This is a genomic window from Delftia sp. SD018, from assembly GCF_017355445.1.
Classification (GTDB): domain Bacteria; phylum Pseudomonadota; class Gammaproteobacteria; order Burkholderiales; family Burkholderiaceae_C; genus Comamonas; species Comamonas acidovorans.
In genome coordinates, this window is sequence record NZ_JADDRN010000021.1 from 59,651 (window position 1) to 85,186 (window position 25,536).

Consider the following 25,536-nt stretch of genomic DNA (forward strand, 5'->3'; position numbering starts at 1 on the left):
TGATGCCTGCGGTCGATAGCTTGACAAGCCATGGGTTCGTCGATGGCCGCCACCCCGCCACGGCCCAGTGTCAAAACAAGCGCGCATTTCCAAGCCAGTTCCGACTTTTCCATCGGGACACCTCTGACAGAATCCACTCCCATGCTTGTCATCATCGGATACATCGTCGCCTTCGGTTGCATCTTCGGCACCTATGTGCTGCACGGGGGCAACGTCCAGGTCATTCTCAAGGCCCTGCCCTTCGAGATGGTGACCATCGGCGGCGGCGCCATCGGCGCCTTCATCGTGTGCAACCAGCCCAAGGTGCTCAAGGCCACGGCCAAGGCCATCCCTGGCGTGATGAAGAGTTCGCGCTACACCAAGGCCCGCTTCATGGAGCTGATGGCCCTGCTGTACGAGATTCTGCAAAAGGCCCGCAAGGAGGGCCTGATGTCCATCGAAAGCGATGTGGAGGCACCCAACGAGTCGCCCATCTTCACCAAGTACCCCGAGCTGCTGGCCGACCACCATGTGGTGGAGTTCCTGACCGACTACCTGCGCATGATGGTGTCGGGCAACCTCAACTCCCATGAGATCGAGTCGCTGATGGACAGCGAGATCGAGGCGCATCACGCCGAAGCGCATGCCCCGGTCAATGCGTTGACCCGCCTGGCCGGCGCCCTGCCCGCCTTCGGGATTATTGCGGCCGTGCTGGGCGTGGTGAACACCATGGGCTCGGTGGGCCAGCCGCCTTCCGTGCTGGGCGGCATGATCGCCTCGGCCCTGGTCGGTACCTTCCTGGGCATTTTGCTGGCCTATGCGCTGGTGGAACCCATGGCCGGCCTGGTGGAGCAACGCGCCCAGGATGCTGCCAAGGAACTGGAGTGCATCAAGACCACCTTGCTGGCCAGCATGCAGGGCTACAACCCTGCCACGGCCATCGAGTTCGGCCGCAAGGTGCTGTTCTCCACCGAACGTCCCGGGTTCCTTGAACTGGAAACCCACGTCAAGGGCAAGAAGTAATCCTGCGTCCAGCAGCGTCAAGCCATGGCAGAGAAAAAGTTACAGCCGATCATCATCAAGCGCGTCAAGAAGACGGCGCATGCACCCCACGGCGGTGCCTGGAAGATCGCCTATGCCGACTTCGTGACGGCGATGATGGCCTTCTTCCTGCTGATGTGGCTGCTGGGCTCCACGGCCAAGGGCGAGCTGCAGGGCATTGCGGCGTATTTTTCCTCGCCGCTGAAGGTGGCGATGGCCGGCGGCGACGGTGCGGGCAACAGCTCCAGCGTGATTCCCGGCGGCGGCAACGACCTGGCCAAGGTGCACGGCCAGGTGCGGCGCTCGGAGGCGGCGGACAGCTCCAACCGGCGCACCAGCGTCGATGCAGGCCGCGCTGACCAGGCCCAGGTGGATTCCAACCGCATCAAGGCGCTCAAGGCCAAGGTGGACGCGATGATCACCAGCAATGCGCGCCTGAACGAATTCCGCTCGCAGATCCGCACCGACGTGACGCCCGACGGCCTGCAGATCCAGATCGTGGACGAGCAAAACCGCCCCATGTTCGACAGTGGCAGCGCCATGGTCAAACCCTACATGCGCGACATCCTGCGCGAAGTGGGCGCGGCCCTGGCGGGCGCGGAAAACCGCATCAGCCTGTCCGGCCATACCGATGCCGCCCCTTACGGCAATGCCGACCGCGGCTACAGCAACTGGGAGCTGTCCTCCGACCGTGCCAACGCCTCGCGCCGCGAGCTGGTGGCGGCCGGCATGCCGCTGAACCAGCTGGCCCGCATCACGGGCCTGGCCAGCAGCGACCTGCTGCTGCCCGATGATCCGCGTGCCCCGCAGAACCGGCGCATCACCATCACCGTGCTCACGCAGGAGGCTGAAAAGCGCCTGCTGGGCCACCGCGGACCTGTGACACGCAACGCCTTGCCGCCCTCATTGGCCGGCGGCAATGGCGGCACGGCGAATGCGGCCACCACCGAATCCGCAACCGGCGAGACCGCTGCGCAGCCCGCCGCCACCTCGCCTGCAGCTGCCCTGTCTGCGCCCGCGTCACCTGATCGTGTAACAAATTAAGGTTTGCGCCCGATGCTGCCGAAAAGCAGGAAAATTCCCACATTGCGCCAAGAAGGTTTCATATTGTTACCATCGCGGCGGATTCTTACCAGTACCGAGCACCTACCGACCGAAAGGGCCTCACGTGGCTAATGCCCTGCGTTTTTTGATCGTTGACGACTTCTCCACCATGCGGCGCATCGTGCGCAATCTGCTCAAGGAGAGCGGCTTTCCCGAAGCCGATGAAGCCGAAGACGGCGTCGTGGCACTGCACAAGCTGCGCAACAGCAAGTTTGATTTCGTGGTGACGGACATCAACATGCCCAACATGAACGGCTTCCAGCTGCTCACCGAAATCAAGCAGGACGACAAACTCAAGCACCTTCCCGTGCTGATGGTGACGGCCGAGGCACGCAAGGAGGACATCGTGGCAGCGGCCCAGGGCGGCGCGGCAGGCTACATCGTCAAGCCCTTCACCAAGGCCACGCTGGAAGAGAAAGTCAACCTGATCCTCAAAAAGCTGGGCCTGTAGGGCACGCGCCATGAGCAACCCGGATGTCCCCGACAGCGTCCACTACAAGGTGGGCGTTCTCACGCGCCAGCTGCATGACTCGCTCAACGAGCTGGGCTATGCGGACCGATTGCGCGGCAGCATGGGAGAGCTGCCGGACGCGCAAAGCCGCCTTTCCTACATTGCGCGGCTGACCGGAGAAGCCGCCGAGAAGGTTCTGAACCGCGTCGAATTGGCCAAGGTCCAGCAGGACCGGCTGGCCGAGCGTGTACGCGCCATGCGGGCACAGATGGTCGAGGACCCCGTGGCGGCCGTGGCCAAGGGCCGGGTGATGAACTTCCTGGAGGAAGTCGAGCAGGGCACGCAGCAGGCCGACGAGCACCTCACCGAGATCATGATGTCCCAGGACTTCCACGATCTCACGGGCCAGGTCATTGCCCGCGTGGTCTCGCTGGCCGCCGATCTGGAGGACCAGCTGGTGCAGTTGCTCATCCAGACCTCGCCCAACCCGCAGCAGACGGCGCTGGAGCCCCTGGAAAAGCCCAAGGAGCACCTCGCCGGCCCCGTGGTCGATCCCGAGAAGACGCCCGATGTGGTGACTTCGCAGTCCCAGGTGGACGATCTCCTGGCCAGCCTGGGATTCTGATCACCCCGGGGGGCGCACGGCGCCTCCCCTCTCATTGCAGGGCAGCCTCTTTCGCTTGGGCGCAAGGGGCTGACTGCCATCTTCGCGGAGCCCTTGCACCATGCGGCTGCCGTTCCTCCCCTTGTGCAGACAGCACATAAGCGCCGCTTGAGCCCCGCTTATCGGGGCTTCGCCTGCCTGGCTTGTTCCGACAATGACGCAAATCCTTCCGTCATTGCGCCATGGACTCCAGCCAAGACAAAAGCCTTCCCGCCACCGAACGCAAACTGCAGAAAACGCGTTCTGACGGCCAGGGTGCGCGCTCTCGGGACCTGTCGCACCTGGCCATCCTGGGCACGGGCGCGCTGATGATGCTGATGGGCGCCGAGCCCCTGATCCAGCACCTGCGCATGGCACTGGCCCAGCAGCTGGCCTTCGACGCGCACACAGCCAAGACGCCGGCCCTGATGATGGAGCGCATGCTGTCCATGGGCAGCCTGGGCCTGAAGATTTCCCTGGTCGTTGCCGCCGTGACCACGGGTGCGGCCCTGGTGTCGGGCATGCTGGCCGGCGGCTGGATCCTGAGCCTCAAGCCCATCCAACCGCAGTTCAACCGCCTCAATCCGCTGTCGGGCCTGACCAACCTGTTTTCCAAGCAGCAGATGGTGACCGTGGTGAAGATGGTGGTGATGACGGCCATCCTCTCCTTCGTGGCCTGGAAGTTCCTGAGCGGCCATCTCGCCGAGATCGCCGCCATCTCCTCCCAGCCCTCGGCCATGGCGCTGTCCATGACGGGGCAATGGCTGGCCAGCGGCGTGGCCCTGCTGCTGCTGGTGGTGTTCCTGATGGCCGTGATCGACGTGCCGCTGCAGGCCTACCTGTTCAAGTCGCGCCTGAAGATGAGCCACGAGGAAGTCAAGCAGGAGCACAAGGAATCCGACGGCAACCCGCAGATCAAGAGCAAGATCCGCCAGAAGCAGCGCGAGATCGCCGACCGCGCCAGCGTCAACGCCGTGCCGCGCGCCGACTTCGTGGTGACCAACCCCACGCACTACGCCGTGGCCCTGCGCTACGACGAAAAGACCATGGCCGCCCCGCAGGTCATCTCCAAGGGCACGGACCTGGTGGCGCTGAAGATCCGCGAAGTCGCGGGCGCCCACAAGATCCCGGTGCTCGAATCCCCCATGCTGGCGCGCGCCCTGTACGCGCACGCCGACCTGGACCAGGCCATTCCCGCCGCGCTGTACACGGCCGTGGCCCAGGTCCTGGCCTATGTCTACCGCCTGAAGGCCGCGCTGCGCGGCGAAGGCCCCATGCCTGGCGATCTCGGCGAACCCGTCGTGCCCGCCGAACTCGATCCGCACCAGGGCCGCCGCGCGCCAGGCGCCGCCGCGACCACTGAAGGTACTGCTCCATGACGACGAATCCGCTCCAATCCCTGCAATCGATGTGGTCGAGCGAGAACGCCAAGTTCGCTCAGGGCCTGATGGCGCCGCTGCTGGTGGTGGCCATCCTGGCGCTGATGGTGCTGCCCATTCCGCCGTGGCTGCTGGACACCTTCTTCACGCTGAACATCGCCGTGGCGCTGATGGTGATGATGGTGGCGGCCTACATGATCCGGCCGCTGGACTTCGCGGCCTTCCCGTCGGTGCTGCTGCTGACCACGCTGATGCGCCTGTCGCTGAACGTGGCCTCCACCCGCGTGGTGCTGCTGGAGGGCCACACCGGCCCCGGCGCGGCCGGCGCGGTGATCGAGGCCTTCGGCCACTTCCTGATCGGCGGCAACTTCGCCGTCGGCCTGATCGTGTTCGCCATCCTGGTGGTGATCAACTTCGTGGTGATCACCAAGGGTGCCGAGCGTATCGCCGAAGTCTCGGCCCGCTTCACCCTGGACGCCATGCCCGGCAAGCAGATGGCCGTGGACGCCGACCTGAACGCCGGTCTCATCGACGAAAAGGAAGCCAAGCGCCGCCGCGCCGAAGTGCAGGAAGAGGCTAATTTCTTCGGCTCCATGGACGGTGCCAGCAAGTTCGTGCGCGGCGACGCGGTCGCCGGCATTCTGATCCTGGTGATCAACATCATCGGCGGCTTCGCCATCGGCATGATCCAGCACGGCCTGTCGGCCGGCCAGGCCGCCGACAGCTACATCCTGCTGGCCGTGGGCGATGCGCTGGTCGCGCAGATCCCCGGTCTGCTGATCTCGGTGGCCGCGGCCATGGTGATCTCGCGCGTGGGCAAGGAAACCGACATGGGCCAGCAGATCGCGCAGCAGCTGTTCATGTCGCCCAAGGTGCTGGGCATCACGGCCGGCGTGCTGGGCCTGCTGGGCGTCATTCCGGGCATGCCCCACGTCGTGTTCCTGTGCACGGGCGCGCTGCTGGGCTGGCTGGCCTGGATGCTCTCGCGCCGCCAGCAGGAACGCGCCTCCCAGCAGACCCAGGCGCCCGCACCCGTGGCCGCGCCCAGCGACGGCGAAGCCACCTGGGACGACCTGCAGCCCGTGGACCTGCTCGGCCTGGAGCTGGGCTACCGCCTGATCACCCTGGTGGACAAGGGCCGCCAGGGCGACCTGCTGACCCGCATCAAGGGCGTGCGCCGCAAGTTCGCCCAGGAAGTGGGCTTTCTGCCCCCGGCCGTGCATGTGCGCGACAACCTGGAGCTCAAGCCCAGCGCCTATCGCATCACCCTGCGCGGCGTGATGGTGGGCGAGGGCGAGGCCTTCCCCGGCATGTTCCTGGCCATCAATCCGGGCGGCATCAGCACCCCGCTGATCGGCACCCAGACCACCGACCCGGCCTTCGGCCTGCCCGCCCACTGGATCGACGAACGCCAGAAGGAAGCGGCACAAATGGCAGGCTTTACCGTGGTTGATTCGGAAACCGTGATGGCCACCCATTTGTCACACTTGATGCAAGTGCATGCCGCCAAGCTGATCAGCCGTACCGAGACGCAGCAGTTGGTGGAGCATGTGGCCAAACTGGCTCCCAAGCTGATCGAAGAAGTCATTCCGAAAATGGTGTCCATCACGACGTTCCAGAAAGTGCTCCAGCTGCTGCTGGAAGACTCGGTGCACGTGCGTGACATCCGCACCATCATCGAGACGCTGGCCGAGCACTCCTCGACCACGCAGGACCCTGTCGAGCTGGCCCGCCGCGTGCGCATTGCGCTGTCGCCGTCCATCGTCCAGCAGATCTACGGCCCGACCCGCGAGCTGAACGTCATCGCCATCGAGCCCGGACTCGAACGCCTGCTGGTGCAGGCCCTGTCCAACCCCGGCTCCCCCTCACTGGATCCCGGCGTGGCCGAGATCCTCACCCAGAAGGCGGCCGACATGGCCAACCAGCAAGAAGAGCTGGGCCTGCCTGCCTGCCTGCTGGTTCCCGATTCCATCCGCAATTCCATTGCCCGCCTGGTGCGTCGCGTGGCGCCGCGTCTGCAGGTTCTCGCCCACAGCGAGATCCCCGAAACGCACACCATCCGCATCGGCTCGATTCTTAAAGGTGCATCCGCATGAACATCAAACGCTTCTACGCCCCCACCTCCCGCGAGGCCCTGGCCAAGGCGCGCATGGCTTTCGGAGCGGGCACCCTGATCCTGTCCAACCGCAACACGCCCGATGGCGTCGAGGTCATGGCCACGGCCGAGGACACGCTGGAGCACAGCAAGGCCGCTGCCAGCAGCACGCCGCTGCAGCAGGCCATCGAGCGCCGCTCTGCAGAGGAAACCACGGGCCTGCGCCCGCAGGTGCAGGCCAAGCTGATCCAGGCGCAGACCCAACCGCGCACGGCGCAGCCGGCACTGCAGGCCGCGCAAGCGGCTCCATCGCGTGCTTCCCAGGCAACGTCGTCGGCGATTGCGCAGGCCATCTCGCAGGCAGCCTCGCTGTCGGCAGACGGTGCCGAGCCGGCCGGCCTGCGCCAAAGCGTGCAGGAAGACACCGAACAACTGGCCATGAGCACCCTGTCCTTCCAGGACTATGTGCGCGAACGCATGCTGCGCCGCCGCCACGAGGCCGGCGTTGACGAGCCGCTGCCCAGCTTTGCCCAGCGCCGCAGCCTGGGCGACGCCCTGCGCGAAGCACCGGCCGCCGCGCCCACGGCTGCACAGCAGCCGTTCAAGGCACAGCCTGCGCCTTCCGTGGCCCGCCACAACCCGCTGCGCGCCAGCGCCGAAGCGCCGCTGCGCGAGACCCTGCGCAGCGAGCCCGCACCGACCATGGCCTCCCAGGCACTGCGCGATGAGCTGCAGTCCGTGCGCGACCTGATCGAAGAGCGCTTCAACACCCTGACCTGGCTGGGCCAGACGCGCCAGAACCCCATCCACGCCAACCTCACGCACAAGCTGATCCGTGCGGGCTACTCCCCCGTGCTGGCCCGCGCCCTGGTCGAGCACATGCCCCAGGACCTGTCCGCCGGCGACGCCGTGCGCTGGCTGATGCAGGTGCTGGAACGCAATCTGCGCACCGACGCCGACCAGGCCCCGCTGTACGAGCAAGGCGGCGTCTTCGCCCTGGTGGGCTCCACCGGCGTGGGCAAGACCACGACCACGGCCAAGCTGGCTGCCCTGTGCGCCGCCAAGTACGGCGCCGCCAGCGTCGGCCTGATCACGCTGGACACCTACCGCGTCGGTGCCCACGACCAGTTGCGCTCCTACGGCCGCATGCTGGGCGTGGTGGCCCATCTGGCCCATGACCGCGCCGCACTGCAGGACCTGCTGGGCCTGCTGGCCAACAAGCAGCTGGTGCTGATCGACACCACGGGCGTGGCCCCGCGCGATCCGCGCAAGGACGAGATCCTCGACCTGCTGGACCTGCCCGGCATCCAGAAACTGCTGGCCGTGAACGCGGCCGGCCAGGGCGATGCGCTGGACGATGTGATGCAGGCCTTCAAGGCGCGCGGCTCCAGCCAGGCCATCCTCACCAAGGTGGACGAGGCCGTGAAGCTGGGCCCGTCGGTGGACACACTGATCCGCCACCAGATGCAGCTGCGCGGCGTGACCAACGGCCAGCGCGTGCCCGAAGACTGGGAACGCGCCGATGCGCAGCAACTGGTGTCCGCCTCCATGCGCGCCGCCACCCGCTCGGCCTTCGATCCCAAGGCGCTGGACCTGGACTTCTTCTTCACCCCGTCCAGCCCCAGCACGGAAGGCGAGATCCACCATGCTTGAAACCTTCCCCCAGTTGCACCAGGGCCTGGGCCTGCACGGCCAGCCCGGCGCCGCCGCGCCCATGGGCCTGCGTGTGCTGGCCATGCTGCGCGACACGGCCAACGACCCGCAGGGCCTGGCCGAACAATCCCTGCTGTGGCCGGTCTGTGCCAGCCTGCAGCGCCTGGGCCTGCCCGTTCTGGTGCTGGACGACAGCCAGGGCGAGTCCCCGGATGCACCGGGCCTGGCGCAGCTGCTGCAGCAAAGCGCCTGGCAGGCCCGTACCGGCCTGCACCCCGATCCCCGTCACAGCTCGGTGGCCGTGCTGCCCGCCCGCCAGGGCCTGGATCTGCTGCCCCAACAGGCGCGCCAGGCCGGCATGACGCCCATGCAATGGCTGCAGCGCCACGTGCGCGGCTACGCCATCGTCATGCTGTATGCCAATGCCGACACGCTGGCCAGCAACCTGGCCGGCCAGGCCGTGCACCCGCTGATGGTGCTGCCCGAACAAGGCACCCGCGTGCTGGGCTGCTACCGCCAGCTCAAGCAGCTGGCAGTGCATGCCGGCCTGCGCTGCCTGCTGGCGCCGCTGCTGCCCAGCGCCGATGACCTGGGCGTGACCAGCTACGATTGGCGCCGTGGACAGACCGGCGCCCGCAGCCAGGCCGAGGATGCGCAACAGCTGCAATCGCAGATCGACGCGCTGATGCGCTGCGCGCAACGCCACCTGGGCCATGCGCCGGGACTGCTGCCCGTGCGCCTGCACCATGCACCGGACTTGCAGCGCCTGGCGCTGCAACTGCTCAACCATGCGGGCAGCGTGTTGCCACATGGCGGCCAGGATCTGGCCGCCGGCTTCGCGCCGCTGCCCGCATCCCATGCCTGGAGCCACTGACTGCCATGTACACCGCCAAAGGCCAACTCGACCGCGATGCACTGATCCGTCGGCATGTACCTCTGGTACGCCGGATCGCGCTGCACATGATCGCCAAGCTGCCTCCCAATGTGGAGCTTGATGATCTGATACAGGTCGGAATGATCGGCCTGGCCGAAGCCCTGTCCCGCTTCGAGAGCGAGCAGGGCGTGCAATTCGAGACCTTCGCCAGCCAGCGCATCCGTGGCGCCATGCTCGATGAGCTGCGCGAAGGCGACTGGATGAGCCGCAGTTCGCGCAAGAGCCAAAAGGACATCGAGCACGCGCTGCACCGCCTGGAGCAGCGCCTGGGGCGCACGCCGCTGGAATCCGAGATCGCCGACGAACTGGGCATGGACCTGGACGACTACCAGTCGCTGCTGGGCAAGGTGCGCGGCACGCAGCTGGTGTATCTGGAGGACATGTCGGGCGGCGACGAAGGCGAGGACTTCCTCGAGCGCCACGTGGCCGACAGCGGCGCCGATCCCTTTGCGCTGCTGCGCGACCACCGCCTGCGCGTGGCCCTGGTCGAAGCCATCAAGGCCCTGCCCGAGCGCGAGCAGTACATCATGGGCATGTACTACGAGCACGACATGAACCTCAAGGAAATCGCCGCCGTGCTCGGCGTGACCGAATCGCGCGTGTGCCAGCTGCACAGCCAGGCGATTGCGCGCTTGCGTACGAAGATGCGGGCGCATTGACTGGTAGCACCCCCTGAGGCGCTGACGCGCCTTCCCCCTCTCTACCCGCTTCGCGGGGGAGGGGGACGACACCCTCGCGGCGGGGCGGCCCTTGCTCGGTGTCCCTCGCTTTGGGCCTCGCCGGTTTTTGGCGCCGTGCGCCTGGTCTGATCTGGATTTGCGGGGCGATGCCGATCTTCTCCGCCGTCTCCCTTTCCTGCCCCATTCCCTTTTCTATGCGCTGCCGCGCATGGCCTGGACTTCGCGTTCGAAGATGCGCCAGAAGGCGGGTTCCTGCGTGGTGGCGAAGTTGATGCGCATGCAGGTGCTGGGCTGGCGGCCGGCGTGGAACATGGCGCCGGGGGCGATGAAGTAGCCGGCGTCCAGCAGGCGCTGGGCCAGGGTTTCGGTGTCCACGCCGGTGTCCACCCAGCCGAACATGCCGGCCGGCTCGGCCGCAAAGCGGGCGCCGGCCTGCTGGGCCAGTGCCACGCTGCGCATGCGGGCCTGGGCCAGGTGCTGGCGCAGGCGCTCGGCATGGCGGCGCAGCTGGCCCTGGTCCATGCAGTGGGCCAGGGCGCGTTCCATCAGCGAGGGGGTGGTGAGCGTGGACAGCAGCTTGGTGTCCACCAGGCGCTCCACCAGGGCGGGCGGGGGCGCCAGGTAGCCCACGCGCCAGTTGGGTGCCAGCAGTTTGGCGAAGCCGCTCACATAGATGCTGTGGCTGAGACGGTCCAGCACGGTCATGCGCGCTGCGTGGTCGGGCGCGATCTCGCCATAGGTATCGTCCTCCACCACGTAGAAGCCGAATCGCCGCGCCAGCTGCAGCACCTCGTGGGCGCTGGCCGGTGACAGGCTGTAGCCGGTGGGGTTGTGCAGCACGCTCACGCTGACGTAGAGCTTGGGTGCGCAGCTTTCGCAGTAGCGCTGCATCACGGCCAGGTCCGGCCCGTCGGGGCCGCGCGGCACGGGCAGCACGCGCATGCCCAGCGATGCCAGGCGCGCGAATTCCACGGCCCAGCCGGGCTCCTCCACCATCACCGGGTCGCCCGGCTGCAGCAGGGCGCGGCTGACCACGTCCAGCCCATGCGTTGCGCCCATGGTGGTGATGATGTGCTGCGGCGCCGCCGCAATGCCCAGGCGCGCCAGGCGCCGCGACAGCGCCTCGCGCAGGCCGATGTCGCCCAGCGGGTCGCCGTAGCCCACGCAGGAGTCGTGCAGGGACTTGCCCGAGCAGGCCTTGCGCATGGCTGCCGCCAGGAAGCCTGCCTCCAGCCACTCGGCCGGCAGCACGCCCGCCCCGGGCTGCGGCCTGCCGCCCACGCTCTGGTGGAACATGCCGCGCACCAGCATGGAGGCATTGATGCGCGTGCCCTTGGGCACGCCAGTGGCCTCCTCGGCGGGGACCGCACGGGCCTGTTCGGGCTGCAGCAGCGGCGCATCCTGCACGAAGTCGCGCACGAAGAAGCCGCTTTGCGGCCGCGCCTCGACCAGGCCCTGGGCCTGCAGCAGGTCATAGGCGGCCACCACCGTGTGCGTGCTCACGCCCTGCTGGCGCGCGCATTCGCGCACCGAAGGCAGGCGTGCGCCCGCAGGCAGCAGCCGCATGCGGATGCGCTCGCCCAGGCGTTCGGCCAGCTGGGTGCTCAGGGTCTGCGGCGCCAGCCGCGAGAGGGGAACGGTCATACGGAAACGGGTGTGAACGGGTGCGAACGGCTGCAAACGGCTGTGAATGGGTCACCAGAAAGTCACTGTATCGGGATAGGCACCAATACAGAACATGCAATTGAGGGTCCAACTGTATTGGCACTGTACAGGTCTTGCACCTATATTTCATGCATTCGTGCTGCGGAGAAGGCCTGCCGTGCCCTCCTCCCCAACAGCCCCTGCCGCCTGTATGGAGACCTTCGGGGCCACCGCCTCATGCCACCGTCCGAACTCACCGCCTTGCTGCTGCTCGCCGCTTCCATGAGCTTCAGCCCCGGTCCCAACACCACGCTGTCCACGGCCCTGGCCGCCAACCACGGCCTGCGCCCGGCGCTGCGCTTCGTCCTGGCCGTGCCCGTGGGCTGGTGCGTGCTGCTGGTGCTGAGCACGGCCGGCGTGGGCGCGGCCATTGTCGCGGCGCCGCTGCTGCTGTGGCTGGTCAAGGCCGCCGGCATCGGCTACCTGCTGTGGATGGCCTGGCGCCTGAGCCGCAGCGCGCAGATGGCCTCGCTGCAATCGCCGCAGCAGCTGCAGGTCGGCTTCTGGCAGGGCGTGGGACTGCAATTCGTGAACATCAAGGCCTGGCTGCTGGCCCTGGCCATCGTGGCCGGCTGGCTGGCCGGGCGCGACGACCTGACCGAGCGCCTGACCGTGGTGCTGCCCGTCATGGCCGCCTATGCCTTTTTCAGCAATCTGCTGTATGCCTGCGTGGGCGCACTGCTGCGCCACTGGCTGGCCCAGGGACGCAGGCTGCTGTGGTTCAACCGTGCCATGGCGGCCATGCTGGCGCTGACGGCGATGTGGATGGTGGCCGCATGAGGGTCCTCCACCCACGCCCAGGCAAAGGCCGTACTGGCCTGCCCAGCTATTGAAGGGAGGATGCGCAGACCCTTCACGCCCGCGACAAAATACCCTCATTGCCGGCGCAAGAGCGAGCGCACTATCCGCACTCCGCTCTTCACATGCGGCCGGCCCGTGCCCCACGACGGCATGGCAATCCATACCAGCCCGCCCGCATGGCGGGCACCGCAAAGACCTGGAACTGCTTTTTTTATGACGACCTGGACGCTGGCAGACCGTGCTGCCAAGATGAACCCCTCCGCCATCCGCGAAATCCTCAAGCTCACCGACCGTCCCGGCATCATCAGCATGGCGGGCGGCCTGCCCTCGCCGCTGGCCTTCCCGCTGGACGAGTTCACCCAGGCCTGCCAGACCGTGATGCAGCGCGATGGCGCCTCGGCCCTGCAGTACGCCACCAGCGAGGGCTTCGCGCCCCTGCGCCAGGCCGTGGCCGACTTCCTGCCCTGGGAAGTGGACCCCGACCAGGTGCTGATCACCACCGGCTCGCAGCAGGCGCTGGACCTGATCGGCAAGGTCTTCCTGGACCGTGGCAGCCGCATGCTGGTCGAAAAGCCTACCTACCTGGGCGCGCTGCAGGCCTTTGCACCGCAGGAACCGATTCCCGTGGGCGTGGACAGCGATGACGACGGCATCCTCGTCGAGGACTTCGCCGCCAAGGCCGGCACCGGCGCCGACAAGGCACGCCTGGCCTACGTGCTGCCCAACTTCCAGAACCCCACCGGCCGCACCATGGCCGAGGCACGCCGCCAGGCCCTGGTGGACAAGGCGCGCGAACTCAACATCCCGCTGATCGAGGACAACCCCTACGGCGACCTGTGGTTCGAGCAGGCCCCTGCCCTGCCGCTGGCCGCGCGCAACCCCGAAGGCGTGATCTACCTGGGCTCGTTTTCCAAGGTGCTGGCCCCGGGCCTGCGCATCGGCTTCCTGGTGGCGCCCAAGTCCGTCTACAACAAGCTGCTGCAGGCCAAGCAGGCGGCCGACCTGCACACGCCGGGATTCAACCAGCGCGTGGTCTCCGAGGTCATCAAGGACGGCTTCCTGGACCGCCATGTGCCCACCATCCGCGCCATGTACAAGCGCCAGCGCGACGCCATGCTGGCCGCGCTGGAACGCGAAATGGCCGGCCTGGACGTGCAGTGGACCCGTCCCGTGGGCGGCATGTTCCTGTGGGTTCGCCTGCCCAAGGGCATGGATGCGCAAAAGCTGCTGCCCGCCGCCGTCGAACGCGGCACGGCCTTCGTGCCCGGCGCGCCGTTCTATGCGGACGAGCCCCAGGCCAACACGCTGCGCCTGTCCTACGTGACGGTGTCGGCCGAGCAGATCGACAAGGGCATCGCCGCCCTGGCCGACGCCATCCGCTCGCAGCTGTCGGCCTGATAAGCACAGCCCCGGCTGTTCCCTGAAAGCCGGCTTTGCGCCGGCTTTCTTCATCCTGCATTGCCCATCGCACCCCTGCCCCTTGCCATGACCTCCACCGCCGCTCCCCGCCAGCGCCCCTTCATGACCGTGGATGTGTTCACGGCACGGCCCTACCTGGGCAATCCGCTGGCCGTCGTGCTCGACGCCACCGGATTGACCGATGCGCAGATGCAGTCCTTCGCGGCCTGGACCAATCTGTCCGAGACCACCTTCGTGCTGCCTCCCACCGAGGCGGGTCGCGCCGCAGGCGCCGACTACCGCGTGCGCATCTTCACGCCGGGCGGCGAGCTGCCCTTTGCCGGCCATCCCACGCTGGGCAGCTGCCATGCCTGGCTGGCGCAGGGCGGCGTGCCGCAGCAGGCCCAGCGCATCGTGCAGGAATGCGCCAAGGGGCTGATCGGCATCGAGCGCCAGGACGGGCGCCTGGCCTTTCAGGCACCGTCCACCGACATCAGCGACGTGGAGCCCGGCCTGCTGGATGACGTGGCGGCCGCGCTGGGCGCAGAACGCGGCCAGATCCTGCGTGCGGCCTGGCTGGACAACGGCCCGCGCTGGATGGGCGTGCTCTTCGAACACCCCGACCAGGTGCTGTCGCTGGAGCCCGACCATGCAAGGCTCAAGGCGCTGAACACCAAGGTGGGCGCCTGCGCGTTGTACGAAAGCGCGCAAGATGCACCGGCACTGATCGGCCGCAGCAGCCGCGAGGCCCGCGCCTTTGCCACGGGACAGCGGCCAGCCGCAGCCGAGGCGGATGCCGCCCCCGGCCTGGAAGTGCGCGGCTTCGCCAGCCCCGTCGGCGTCACTGAAGACCCCGTCACCGGCAGCCTCAACGCCAGTCTGGCCCTGTGGCTGCGCGGCGAAGGCCTGCTGCATGCGCCCTACATCGCCAGCCAGGGCTGCTGCGTGGGGCGCGACGGCCGCGTCCACGTCAGCGAGGACGCGCAGGGCGCGCTGTGGATAGGCGGCCATGTGGTGGAGTGCGTGAGCGGCCAGGTACTGCTGTAGGGCCCGGCACGGCAGGCCTGTCGCCAAGGCGGCAGCCAGTCGCCCGCAGGACAAACGCCAGCGCCGGCGCTGGCCACAATCCGCGCCATGGGAACCCTCTATCTTGTGCGCCATGGCCAGGCCTCGTTTGGTGCCGAAGACTACGACCAGCTCAGCGAGCGCGGCACGGCGCAGTCGCAAAGGCTGGGTGCCTACTGGCGCGAACGCGGCCTGCGCTTCGACGCGGTCTACACGGGCACGCTGCGCCGCCATGCGCAGACGCTGGCCGGCATCGCCGACGGCCTGGGCAGCCTGCCTGCCGAGCAACACCGCACCCAGGCGCTTGCAGGCCTCGATGAATACGACAGCGGCGCGCTGCTGCAGGCCATCCATCCGGCGCCCCTGCCCAAGCCCGACACACCCGAGCTGTACCGCCACCACTTCCGCCTGCTGTGCGATGCCCTGGCCCAGTGGATGGCCGGCACCATCAGCCCCAAAGGCATGCCCAGCTGGGATGATTTCTCGGGCGGCGTGCGCCAGGTGCTGGAGCGCGTGCGCCACGAGCATGCCGACGAAAACGTGCTGCTGGTCAGCAGTGGCGGCCCCATCTCCACCGCCGTGGGCCATGTACTGGGCACCTCGCCCGAGGTCACCATTGCGCTGAACATGCGCATCCGCAACAGCGCCGTGACCGAGTTCACCACCAGCCCCAAGCGCCTGATGCTGCAGACCTTCAACACGCTCAACCACCTGGACACGGACGAGCACCGCAGCTGGATCACGCACGCCTGATACGGCACCGGCAAGGCTGTCACACAGCTATCGCGCCAAGGCATAGCAGCCAGAACACGGGCGCTCTGGGCCGGCCTGCGCTTTTGCGCCAAACTCGCCGGCCAGGAGACAAAAGACCCATGAACAAACGCCGTTTCACGCGCAGCGCCCTGGCCTGCGCGGCCCTGCTGCTGGCCGCCATCACCAGCCAGGCCCAGCCCCTGTCGAACAAGCCCATCCGCATCGTCGTGCCCTTTGGCGCAGGCGGCGTGGCCGACGTCACCTCGCGCGTCGTCGCGCAAAAACTGGCCTCGCAGCTGGGCCAGCCCGTCATCATCGACAACAAGCCCAGCGCAGGCGGCATCGTCGCGGCCGACACCGTGGCCAAGTCCGCGCCCGACGGGCACACGCTGTTCCTCATGTCCAACGGCAGTGCCGTCACCGTGGGGCTGTTCAACCAGCTGCCCTTCGACATGGTCAAGGACTTCACGCCGATTTCCACCCTGGGCTACTTCGACATCGGCGTGCTCACCGCCAGCGACTCGCGCTTCAAGAACCTGGGCGAGCTGGTGGCCTGGGCCAAGGCCAACCCCGGCAAGCTCAACATCGGCAGCATCGCCATCGGCAGCACCCAGCATCTGGCAGCCGAACTGTTCAAGACCACCGCCGGCATCGACGCCCAGATCGTGCCCTTCAACGGCACCCCTGCCGTGGTCACGGCCCTGCGCGGCAAGCAGATCGACGCGGCCGTGGAAATCCTCACGCCCATCATGGGCCAGATCAACTCCAAGGCCGTCAACCTGCTGGCCATCACCGGCGACAAGCGCTCGGCCCTGCTGCCCGGCGTGCCCACGGCCCAGGAGTCAGGCGTCAAGGGCTTCGTCGCCTCCTCCTGGAACGCCCTGGCCGCCCCCGCCAAGACGCCCCCGGAAATCATCGCCCGCCTGAACAAGGAAATCGCCGCCGCCGTGAACTCTCCCGAAGTCACGCAGAAACTGCGCGAAATGAACGTCCAGGCCCAGTCCAGCACGCCCGAGCAGACCGCGCAATTGCTGCAGTCGGAAATCAAGCGCTGGGGCGACGTGATCGTCCAGGCCAAGATCCCCAAGCAATAAAGGAATAGGCCGAGCGAAGCAAAGGCCCGAGCAAACTCCCCGTATGTCAGCGCCTGCGTCGTGGCGGTTGCGGGGTTGCAAGCCTGCCGAAGGACAGGCTTGCTTCGTGATCTGACTCGCCGTGATGTTTGAACGTAGCGCGCAGCGCGAAGTGAGTTTCACGGCGAACCCCGCAGCCGCCACGGCGCAGGTTGCCCCGCAGCGAAGCGAAGGGGTCGCGGACATCCGGGTCGCCTTTGCTTTGCCTACTTTCCTTTGGCGAAACAAAGGAAAGTAGGTCGGCCGCCGGGCCGAGACCCGGCCTCGAAAAACCACCACCCGGCAGGGTCCAAAAAAGACCAAAAACTAAAGAGGCTCCGGCGCCCTTCCGACAGTATCCGCAGGCAGCGCAACCATCTCGGACAACAACCGCACCAGCCCCCGAGCCGAAGCCTCCACCATCAAAGCCCCCCGCTCGGCCGTGGCCCCCGCAGCATTCCCCACCGCCCCGCAAACGTTGTAATCCTCGATGGCCCAGCCCATCTTGGCGCTTCGCCCATTGCCCAGCAAGGCATGCCGCTGCGCCCTATCCTCCGAAGTGGAATGAAAGTCCCGCGCATGCTCCATGCGCACGGTCTCCGGCGCCAGGTGCAGCATCATCGACGTCTCCACCTCGCCGCCATGGATGCCGAAGCGGTGCTCATGCGCGCTGAACTGCGCATTGGCCGCATCGTCCACCAGTCCGAACCAGCTGCTGCTGTAGACCAGCAGGCCATGGCGCATGCGCAGCTCGCGCGCCACGATGTCCATCACGCTGACCTGGCCGCCATGACCGTTGAGCAGCAGCAGCCGGCGCACGCCGGCCCGCGCCACGCAGGCGCCCAGCTCGGTCCACAGCGCGATCACCGTGGCGGGCGACAGCGTCAGCGTGCCGGCAAAGGATTGGTGCTCCACGCTGAAGCCGATGTTCTGCGGGGGAAGGAACAGCGCGGGCAGCTCGGGCGGCAGTAGCGGCAGGGCCGCATCGATCACACCCTGCAGCAGGCGGGCGTCGACGGACATCGGCAGGTGCGGACCGTGCTGCTCCACGGCGGCCACGGGCAGCACGGCGATGGTTTCGGCAGCCAGGCCGCTGGCCTGGGCCTGCGCAAAGTCGCGTGCAGAGGCCTCGGCCCACCAGCGGGAAGGCCAGGCGCCGGGGGATATCTGTTCGGGCGGGGAGTCTTGCATGGCCCGATATTAGGGCCATCCATGGGCTGCCGGAGCCCTCCTCACTCGGCCTTGAAGTTGGATTCCTTGACGATGCGTTTCCAGCGCTCGTTGTCCGACTCGATCAGCCGCGCGAACTCCTCGGGCGTTCCCCGGCGCGGCACATAGCTGTAGCTGCGCAGCTTGGCCAGCACGTCGGGCATCTGCATGACCTTGTCCATCTGCTGCGCGAGCTGGGCCACGATGTCGCGGGGCGTGCCCTTGGGCGCCAGCAGGCCCGACCAGGAACTGAAGCCCATGCCGTCCACGCCGGCCTCCTTGATGGTGGGCACCTGGGGAAAGACTTCGGCGCGCTGGGGCAGCAGCACGGCCAGCGCCTTGACCTTGCCCGTGCGGATCATCTCCACCGAGGTGAAGGAGTCGAACGAGAAATCCACCTCGCCGGCCACCACGGCCTGCATCTGCGGCGCCGTGCCCTTGTACTGGGCGTTGACGATGCCCGGCGCGCCAATCACCTTCTTGAACTGCTCGGTGATCAGCGAAATCATGCTGCTGCCCGAGGACACGCTCAACGGCTTACCCTGTTTGGCCATGGCGACCAGCTCCTGCAGGCTGTTCACGGGCAGGTCCTTGCGTGCGATGAGGACGAAGCCCACGTCGCACAGATGGCTGATGGGCTCGAAGCTGGACAGCGCCTCGTAGCTGGTCTTGTAGAGCACGGGGCTCAGGGTCTGCGCGCCGGCCGTGTTCATCAGCAGGGTGTAGCCATCGGGCGCGGCGCGCGCGGCCAGTTCCGTGCCGATGACGCCATTGGCACCGCCCTTGTTGTCCACCACGAAGGACTGGCCGGTCAGCTCCCCGAGCTTTTGCATGGCCAGCCGCGCCACCACGTCGGTGGTGCCACCGGCGGGAAAGGGCACGATCACGCGCACGGACTTGTCGGGATAGGCGGCGGCCGCGCTTGCGTGCTGCGGCAGTCCCCAGGCTGCGGCCGCTGCCGCGCCAGCGGCCAGGAAGTGGCGGCGAGATGTCTCCTGCATGGCTTGTCTCCTTGTGTTGCTCTATCCCGGATGGGTGGCCGGTCCATGATGGGCAACGGACATATCGCCTGTCCAATACCAAGCGCCTATGCAACGATATCTTTTGCCAATCGTCCTGCAGCCGGCCACAGGCGATCTCTCTGGACGGCCCGCTACCATCGCAGCCTGCAGCCGGGGGAACCAAAGACCATGCCCCTGGCTCCCACAGTCCGCCATGCCGCACCAACCACCTCTTCGCCACACTGCCCCCCAGCACCTCGTCTTCTGGCTCCTCGCCTTTTTCCTTGCCGCCGCCAGCCTGCTTGCCACCCCTGCCGGCGCGCAGCTGCGCCTGAAGACCGGCAGCGGGGCGGCCGTGGACACGCCACGCGTGCGGGCCGAGCTCGTGGCCCAGGCACCCGAAGGCGTTCAACCCGGCAAGACGCTGTGGCTGGGCCTGCTGATCACCCACCAGCCCGAATGGCATACCTACTGGAAGAACGCCGGTGATTCCGGCCTGGCCACCGAGCTGAACTGGCAGCTGCCTGCAGGCCTGACGGCTGGCGAGATCCAGTGGCCCGTGCCCGAGGCGCTGCGCGTGGGCCCGCTGCTCAACTACGGCTATGAGGGCCAGGTGCTGCTGCCCGTGCCCGTGCAGGTGGCCGCCGACTTCCAGCCGCCCGCGTCCGGCATGCTGGACCTGCGCCTGCATGCGAATTGGCTGGTCTGCCGCGTGGAGTGCATTCCCGAGGAAGGCGATTTCCAGCTGCAGCTGCCCGTGCAGGGCAGCACGGCAGGCCAGGGTCAGGCCTTCACCCAGGCCTGGGCACTCAAGCCCCAGGCACTGTCTGCGCCAGCCCAGGCCAAGGTGGTGCCGGCCAGCCAGCCTGCCGCACAAGGCAGGACGCCCGACGAGCGCGTGCAGCTGCGCATCGAGGGCCTGCCGGAATCCCTGCAGGGCCGCACGCTGGACTTCTATCCCGAATCTTCCGACACCTTCCACCACGCGGCAGAACTGGGCAAGGACTGGCAGCAGCGCTGGGATGGTGCGGCCTGGGTGGCCGAGCTGCCCCTGTCCGACATGCGCGGCGAGACCCCGGCCAAGCTGCCCGTGGTTCTGGCCCTGCCACCCGCCGAGCGCGCCGCAGCGCTGGAGCAGGGCCAGCCCGTGGCCTGGCGCGCCGAGGCCCCGGTCGAGGGCCGCTGGACGGCTGCCGCCATGGCCAGCGTTTCCCCCGCACTGGCCGCTGCCCTGGCGGCCAACCAGGCCGCTGCGCCTGCTGCCAGCGCCACCAGCCTGTGGATGGCCCTGCTCGGTGGTCTGGTGGGTGGACTGATCCTCAACCTCATGCCCTGCGTCTTCCCGGTGCTGGCCATCAAGATCCTGGGCTTTGCACGCCATGGACAGGACCGCCGCGCCCAGCGCCTGGGCGGGCTGGCCTATACGGCGGGCGTGGTGCTGTCCTTCCTGGCGCTGGGTGGCCTGCTGCTGGCCCTGCGCGCGGCGGGCGAGCAGCTGGGCTGGGGCTTTCAGCTGCAGTCGCCGGCCATCGTGGCCCTGCTGGCAGCCCTGTTCACGCTGCTGGGGCTGAACCTGGCAGGCCTGTTCGAGTTCGGCTCCATGCTGCCCGGCCGCTGGGCTGCGGCCCATGCGCGCCATCCGGTGGCCGATGCCTTTCTGTCCGGCGTGCTGGCCGTGGCCATTGCCTCGCCCTGCACGGCGCCGTTCATGGGCGCCTCGCTGGGCTTTGCCATCGACATGCCGGCCCTGCAGGCGCTGACGGTGTTCGCCGCCTTGGGCCTGGGCATGGCCCTGCCCTATCTGCTGGCCAGCTTCGTTCCCGCCGTGGTGCGCTGGCTGCCGCGCCCGGGCGCCTGGATGGATACCTTCCGCCGCGCCATGGCCTTCCCCATGTTCGCCACCGTGGTCTGGCTGGTCTGGGTGCTGGGGCACCAAAGCGGCATCGACGCCGCCACCGCGCTGCTGGCCCTGCTGCTGGCCTTCAGCGCCCTGGTCTGGACGCTGACGCTCAAGGGCCGCACGCGGGCCGTGCTGGCCACGCTGGCCGTGGTGCTGGCAGGCGCGCTGCTGGCCACCACCGCGCCCCTGATCACCACGCCTGCCCAGGCCGAGGGCACGGGCACGGCGTCCGCTGCAGGCGAGCGCTGGCAGCCCTGGTCGGCCGCCCGCGTGGCCGAGCTGCAGGCGGCGGGCAAGCCCGTGTTCGTGGACTACACGGCCGCCTGGTGCGTGACCTGCCAGGTCAACAAGCGCACCACGCTCAACCATGAGGAGGTGCTGGCCGCCTTCGACAAGCACGGCGTGACCCTGCTGCGCGCCGACTGGACGCGGCGCGACCCGGCCATCACCGCTGCGCTGCAGCAACTGGGCCGCAGCGGTGTGCCCGTCTATGTGCTGCATGCGCCGGGCAAGCCCCCGGTGGTGCTCAGCGAGCTGCTATCGAAGAACGAGGTACTGGGGGCGCTGGCCGCGCTTTGACGGCACGCCCTCCTGGGACAAACCCCGATTTTGGGTAGGTCCCAGGCCTACATTTGTTGCAGCGCACGCCGTCCTAGACTGGATGCATCCGGGGAATACCGCAATCCGAACGCTAGGCGCCGCGGCTGCCGCCCGACTCCGGAGACCCGCCCGCGCGGCAACTGCCCGCCCTGCACGACACAGGAGGTGGGCCATGCATGCACTGATCACCCATTCGCACCCTTCGGGGGTGCACCATCGTTCACGCGGCAAGGGTTTGCTGCTGGCGCTGGGGCTTGCCAGCCTGGCCGTGGCGGGCATCGTCCTGCCCTTTGTCTGGGACCTGCTGGGCTTCGTCAACGGATTGCCCAAGATGGGATGGCTGCAGTCCATCCTGGCGGTCTCGCCGGTGTTCAGCTGGCTGATGATGTTCGCCTGGGGCCTGGCCGTTCCTGTGGCGCTGATCTATGCGCTCTACCACCCGCAGACCCATCCCTGGGGCAATGCCGCCATGGTGGCGGGCGCCATGTTCATCGCCGTCACCTGGTATGTGCACATGCCCGCCGCATCGCAGTGCACGGCGATGTACCCGCAGACCGGCATGGCCTGCTCGGTGCTGCAATGGGGCTTCAGCATGAGCCTGGGCGTGGCAACGGCGGCCTATGTGTTCCTGGTCTTCATGATTGCGCTGTCCTCGCTGGGGCTGCTGGCCGAATGCGTTGCGCGCAATGAGCCGCCCAGGCCCTGAATCCGCAGGGTCTTGGGCAAGGGTCCCGGCCGCCGATTTTTTGCCGCCGGGCCGCCCCAAGGCAAAAAGCGGCCCCCTCGGGGGGGGGGCAGCGGACCTTGCGCAGCAAAGGGAGTGGGGCTTCTTTTATAATGGCCGCTGGGTGTCCAGACCGCATGGGGCGGCAGGACAGGTGTTGATAGCGCAGGTCGGGCCGCCTGCGCACTGGGGCCGCAAGGCCCCTTTGCTGCTTTGCACATGAACACCTACACGACCCCGCGGCCGTCCGGCCCGCGCACGCCCCTTTTCCTGTCTTTCGCCGATCGCGTCGGCGCCTTCCTGTCCCGCTGGTCCCATGCCGAGGCCGCGGGCGGCATCGTGCTGCTGCTGGCAGCGGCCGCCGCCCTGGTCTGGGCGAACTCCGGCTGGGCCGGTTCCTATGAGGCGCTGTGGCACACGCCGCTGAGCGTGGGCCTGGGCCCGTGGCAGCTGTCGCAATCCCTGCATTTCTGGGTCAACGATGCGCTGATGAGCGTGTTCTTTCTCGTGGTCGGCATGGAGATACGCCGTGAGATGCATTCCGGCGCACTGGCCCAGCCGCGCCAGGCGCTGCTGCCCGTGATGGCCGCGCTGGGCGGCGTGGTGGCGCCGGCCCTGATCTTCCTGGCCTTCAATGCCGCGCCGCCGCTGCGCAACGGCTGGGCCGTGCCCACGGCCACCGACATCGCCTTTGCCATGGGCGTGCTGGCCCTGCTGGGCCGGGGCCTGCCGCCCGCGCTGCGCGTGTTCCTGCTGGCGCTGGCCATCATCGACGACCTGGTGGCCGTGCTCATCATTGCGCTGTTCTATTCGGGCGGGCTGCAGTGGAGCCAGCTGCTGGTGGCCGCCGCCGGCCTGGCCGGCGTGTTCCTGCTGCAGTCGCTGGGCGTGCGCCGCGCCTGGGCCTATGTGCTGCCGGGCGCCGTGCTCTGGTGGGGCATCTGGCAGACCGGCGCCCATCCCACGCTGGCCGGCGTGGTGCTGGGTCTGGTGACGCCCGTGCACGCACTGGCCGGCCGCGAAAGCGCCGCGCCCGTGGAGCGCGTGCAGGCGGACCTGCATCCCTGGGTCGCCTTTGGCGTGATGCCGCTGTTTGCGCTGGCCAATGCCGGCGTGCCGCTGCAGGGGGCAGGCGGCGCAGGTACCGATGTGGCGGGCACGTCGGCCGTGATGTGGGGCGTGGCCCTGGCCCTGGTACTGGGCAAGCCGCTGGGCGTGCTGCTCAGCTGCTGGCTGGCCGTGCGCCTGCGGATGTGCGCGCTGCCGCCAGGCATGGGCTGGGGCGACACGCTGCTGGCAGGCCTGCTGGCAGGCATTGGCTTCACCATGGCCATCTTCATCGCCACGCTGGCCTTTGACAGCGAGGCCCTGCTCAATGCCGCCAAGCTGGGCGTGCTGATGGCCTCGGCCACGGCCGCCGTGCTGGGCCTGGCCTGGGGCCTGGTGCTGCGCCGCCGCCATGCTGCGGCCGCGACAGTGCAGCCGGCCTGATCCGCATGCGCTGCGTACACTGCGGCGCATGAGTGATACAGCCACAGACTCCCGCCTGCGCGACATCCTCGTGCAGTGCCGCACCCTGGCCTTGGTCGGCCTGTCGCCGCAGCCCGACCGGCCCAGCCACCAGGCCTCGCAGTACATGCAGCGCCACGGCTACCGCATCGTTCCCGTGAACCCCGTGGTGGCACGCGAAGGCGGAAGCATCCTGGGCGAGCCCGTCCATGCCAGCCTGGCCGACGCTGCGGCCGCGCTGGCCGCACAGGGCCTGCGCATCGACATGGTCGATTGCTTCCGAAAGAGCGAGGACATCCCGCCGCTGGCCGCCGAGGCCGTTGCCATCGGCGCGCGCTGCCTGTGGCTGCAATTGGGCGTGGTCAACGACAAAGCCCTGGAACTGGCCCGCGCTGCAGGCCTGTGGACCGTGCAGGACCGCTGCGTGAAGATCGAGCACCAGCGCCTGCTGGCCGATGCCCCAGCCGCTGCCCGGTAGCACAGGAATTGCCCATGAAAAAGGCCGCAGCCCCTGAAAGGCTGCGGCCTGCAATTGGCGTGGACCAAGGCCCGGTCAGTCCGGTGCAGGTTACCTGCCTCCGTCCGGGTGTCTGCTTCAGCCCACATCCAGCATCATGCACGGTCTTTGTGACAGCCCTGTGATGCACATCACGGTCCGGCTCACTGCACAAGAAGCCGGATCCGCCCTCTCTTTCCGAAAATCCCCCGATTCCCCCCAAGCGCCGGGACGGCCTCAGCCGCGCCGCGTGAACAGGCGCATGTAGCGCGAAGGCAGGTCCTGCATGCGCATCATGATGGGCAGGTCGGCCGTGTTGAAGTCGCTGTCCCAGGCCGGCGCGCCCAGCACCTTGGCGCCCGTGCGCAGATAGCCCTGGATCAGCGCGGGCGGCTCCACGCTCATGCCGCTGGTGCTGACCGATGCCAACTCCTCGGGCAGGGCCACGCGGGGACGCACCTGCAGCTCGGGCTCGGCCAGATGGGTCTGGCGCAGTTGCTGCCAGACGCGCGCCGGGCCCTCTCCGTGGGCCAGGCCCGGGTACTGCATGGGAATGCTGGCGCAGCCGACCATGGCGTCCAGCTGGTTGCGCTGCATGAATTCGGCCAGGGCGCCCCACAGCGCCAGGATCACGCCGCCCTGGCGGTGCGATGCGTGCACGCAGCTGCGGCCCAGCTCCACCATGCGCGGGCGCCAGGCGTGCAGCGGGGCGAGGTCGAATTCCTGGTCGGAGTACAGGCCGCCGGCGCGCAGCGCCTGGGTGGGGGTGAGCAGGCGGTAGGTGCCGATGACCACGCCCTTGTCGGCATCGCAAACCATGAGGTGCTCGCAGAAGTCGTCGAAGGCATCGATGTCGTGCCCGGCCAGCGGCGTCTGCAGCACGGCGCCCATCTCGGCGGCGAACACCGCGTGGCGCAGGCGCTGCACCTGTCGCACTTCGTCAAGGTGCCGGGCCCAGCGCACGTCCAGCCGCAGCGGTTTGTCTGCGGCCTGGGGTGGCTGGAGAAGCGCGGAAAGCGGGGGCTTGGCGACGTCGATCGCCGCGTTGCGAAGGGTGTCAAGAACGTCCATATGCCCGCCTTCCTCGTCATGTTGGACGCAGTCGGTGACCTGCCTGTGCCACTCGGTTTGCCTGCGTGCCGCCATTGTGGAAAGCCGCCATGAAAGTCCCGCGACGGTTGCGTTACAGCAACATGTCACACCGCACTGCAATGGTGCACTGCAGCAAATGCCTCTATGACAGGTGTTGCGCGCAAGTTGGTGCACGCCATCCCAGGGTTGGCATGTCGTCAAGAATGAAACAAA

At 67.9% G+C, this 25,536-nt stretch carries 22 protein-coding genes; 18 read left to right on the top strand and 4 right to left on the bottom strand.

Going from position 1 to position 25,536, the window contains the following annotated elements; all coding sequences use genetic code 11:
* Positions 1-141: 141 nt before the first annotated feature.
* From motA to INR38_RS20165, 9 genes are all read left to right on the top strand, one after another.
* Complete coding sequence (motA, locus tag INR38_RS20125) at positions 142-1,002, top strand: flagellar motor stator protein MotA (protein ID WP_012202536.1); 861 nt, start codon at positions 142-144, stop codon at positions 1,000-1,002.
* 24 nt (positions 1,003-1,026) lie between these two features.
* The gene (motB, locus tag INR38_RS20130; protein WP_207443537.1) at positions 1,027-2,064 is read left to right on the top strand and encodes a flagellar motor protein MotB; all 1,038 of its coding nucleotides are present in this window, start codon (positions 1,027-1,029) and stop codon (positions 2,062-2,064) included.
* Between the two features lie 124 nt (positions 2,065-2,188).
* Positions 2,189-2,575 (top strand): chemotaxis response regulator CheY, encoded by a 387-nt coding sequence (cheY, locus tag INR38_RS20135; protein WP_012202534.1) that lies wholly within the window; start codon positions 2,189-2,191, stop codon positions 2,573-2,575.
* A gap of 10 nt (positions 2,576-2,585) precedes the next feature.
* Entirely contained in the window at positions 2,586-3,200 is a 615-nt protein-coding gene (locus INR38_RS20140) for a protein phosphatase CheZ (RefSeq protein ID WP_012202533.1), read from the top strand.
* 221 nt (positions 3,201-3,421) lie between these two features.
* Entirely contained in the window at positions 3,422-4,597 is a 1,176-nt protein-coding gene (locus INR38_RS20145) for an EscU/YscU/HrcU family type III secretion system export apparatus switch protein (RefSeq protein ID WP_013800346.1), read from the top strand.
* A complete protein-coding gene (gene flhA / locus INR38_RS20150) occupies positions 4,594-6,693 on the top strand; it encodes a flagellar biosynthesis protein FlhA (protein WP_012202531.1) in 2,100 nt (699 codons plus the stop codon). Before INR38_RS20145 ends, flhA begins: the two co-directional genes overlap by 4 nt.
* Complete coding sequence (gene flhF / locus INR38_RS20155) at positions 6,690-8,345, top strand: flagellar biosynthesis protein FlhF (RefSeq protein WP_034398017.1); 1,656 nt, start codon at positions 6,690-6,692, stop codon at positions 8,343-8,345. Before flhA ends, flhF begins: the two co-directional genes overlap by 4 nt.
* A complete protein-coding gene (locus INR38_RS20160; RefSeq protein WP_207443536.1) occupies positions 8,338-9,219 on the top strand; it encodes a hypothetical protein in 882 nt (293 codons plus the stop codon). Before flhF ends, INR38_RS20160 begins: the two co-directional genes overlap by 8 nt.
* Positions 9,220-9,224: 5 nt before the next feature.
* On the top strand, positions 9,225-9,938 hold the full coding sequence (locus INR38_RS20165; protein WP_012202528.1) for an RNA polymerase sigma factor FliA: 714 nt from the start codon (positions 9,225-9,227) through the stop codon (positions 9,936-9,938).
* Positions 9,939-10,151: 213 nt separating this feature from the next.
* Here the strand turns inward: INR38_RS20165 and INR38_RS20170 are convergent, their stop codons facing one another.
* Entirely contained in the window at positions 10,152-11,603 is a 1,452-nt protein-coding gene (locus INR38_RS20170) for a PLP-dependent aminotransferase family protein (RefSeq protein WP_099732413.1), read from the bottom strand.
* Positions 11,604-11,840: 237 nt separating this feature from the next.
* Here INR38_RS20170 and INR38_RS20175 point away from each other — a divergent pair, with 237 nt between their 5' ends.
* From INR38_RS20175 to INR38_RS20195, 5 genes are all read left to right on the top strand, one after another.
* Positions 11,841-12,443 carry a LysE family transporter gene (locus INR38_RS20175; RefSeq protein ID WP_207443535.1) on the top strand — a complete coding sequence of 201 codons (603 nt, stop codon included), beginning with the start codon at positions 11,841-11,843 and terminating at the stop codon, positions 12,441-12,443.
* Positions 12,444-12,677: 234 nt separating this feature from the next.
* A complete protein-coding gene (locus INR38_RS20180) occupies positions 12,678-13,862 on the top strand; it encodes a PLP-dependent aminotransferase family protein (protein WP_013800341.1) in 1,185 nt (394 codons plus the stop codon).
* Between the two features lie 87 nt (positions 13,863-13,949).
* Positions 13,950-14,909, top strand: a complete 960-nt coding sequence (locus INR38_RS20185; protein ID WP_207443534.1) for a PhzF family phenazine biosynthesis protein — start codon at positions 13,950-13,952, stop codon at positions 14,907-14,909.
* Positions 14,910-14,996: 87 nt separating this feature from the next.
* Positions 14,997-15,680 carry a histidine phosphatase family protein gene (locus INR38_RS20190; protein ID WP_034398008.1) on the top strand — a complete coding sequence of 228 codons (684 nt, stop codon included), beginning with the start codon at positions 14,997-14,999 and terminating at the stop codon, positions 15,678-15,680.
* A gap of 119 nt (positions 15,681-15,799) precedes the next feature.
* On the top strand, positions 15,800-16,774 hold the full coding sequence (locus INR38_RS20195) for a tripartite tricarboxylate transporter substrate binding protein (protein ID WP_013800338.1): 975 nt from the start codon (positions 15,800-15,802) through the stop codon (positions 16,772-16,774).
* A gap of 345 nt (positions 16,775-17,119) precedes the next feature.
* Here INR38_RS20195 and INR38_RS20200 read toward each other — a convergent pair whose 3' ends face one another.
* A complete protein-coding gene (locus INR38_RS20200; RefSeq protein ID WP_071953731.1) occupies positions 17,120-17,983 on the bottom strand; it encodes a creatininase family protein in 864 nt (287 codons plus the stop codon).
* A gap of 41 nt (positions 17,984-18,024) precedes the next feature.
* Entirely contained in the window at positions 18,025-19,002 is a 978-nt protein-coding gene (locus INR38_RS20205; protein ID WP_013800336.1) for a tripartite tricarboxylate transporter substrate binding protein, read from the bottom strand.
* 214 nt (positions 19,003-19,216) lie between these two features.
* On the opposite strand from INR38_RS20205, the gene INR38_RS20210 reads away from it, so the two are divergent.
* The 4 genes from INR38_RS20210 to INR38_RS20225 all read left to right on the top strand — a co-directional run bounded on the left by INR38_RS20210 (position 19,217) and on the right by INR38_RS20225 (position 24,213).
* Positions 19,217-21,481 (top strand): thioredoxin family protein, encoded by a 2,265-nt coding sequence (locus INR38_RS20210; protein ID WP_207444391.1) that lies wholly within the window; start codon positions 19,217-19,219, stop codon positions 21,479-21,481.
* A gap of 193 nt (positions 21,482-21,674) precedes the next feature.
* Positions 21,675-22,208 carry a hypothetical protein gene (locus tag INR38_RS20215; protein ID WP_013800334.1) on the top strand — a complete coding sequence of 178 codons (534 nt, stop codon included), beginning with the start codon at positions 21,675-21,677 and terminating at the stop codon, positions 22,206-22,208.
* Positions 22,209-22,445: 237 nt separating this feature from the next.
* On the top strand, positions 22,446-23,717 hold the full coding sequence (gene nhaA / locus INR38_RS20220; RefSeq protein WP_207444390.1) for a Na+/H+ antiporter NhaA: 1,272 nt from the start codon (positions 22,446-22,448) through the stop codon (positions 23,715-23,717).
* A gap of 28 nt (positions 23,718-23,745) precedes the next feature.
* Complete coding sequence (locus tag INR38_RS20225) at positions 23,746-24,213, top strand: CoA-binding protein (protein ID WP_207444389.1); 468 nt, start codon at positions 23,746-23,748, stop codon at positions 24,211-24,213.
* Positions 24,214-24,468: 255 nt separating this feature from the next.
* Here the strand turns inward: INR38_RS20225 and INR38_RS20230 are convergent, their stop codons facing one another.
* On the bottom strand, positions 24,469-25,302 hold the full coding sequence (locus tag INR38_RS20230; protein WP_043780457.1) for a GNAT family N-acyltransferase: 834 nt from the start codon (positions 25,300-25,302) through the stop codon (positions 24,469-24,471).
* Positions 25,303-25,536 lie beyond the last annotated feature (234 nt).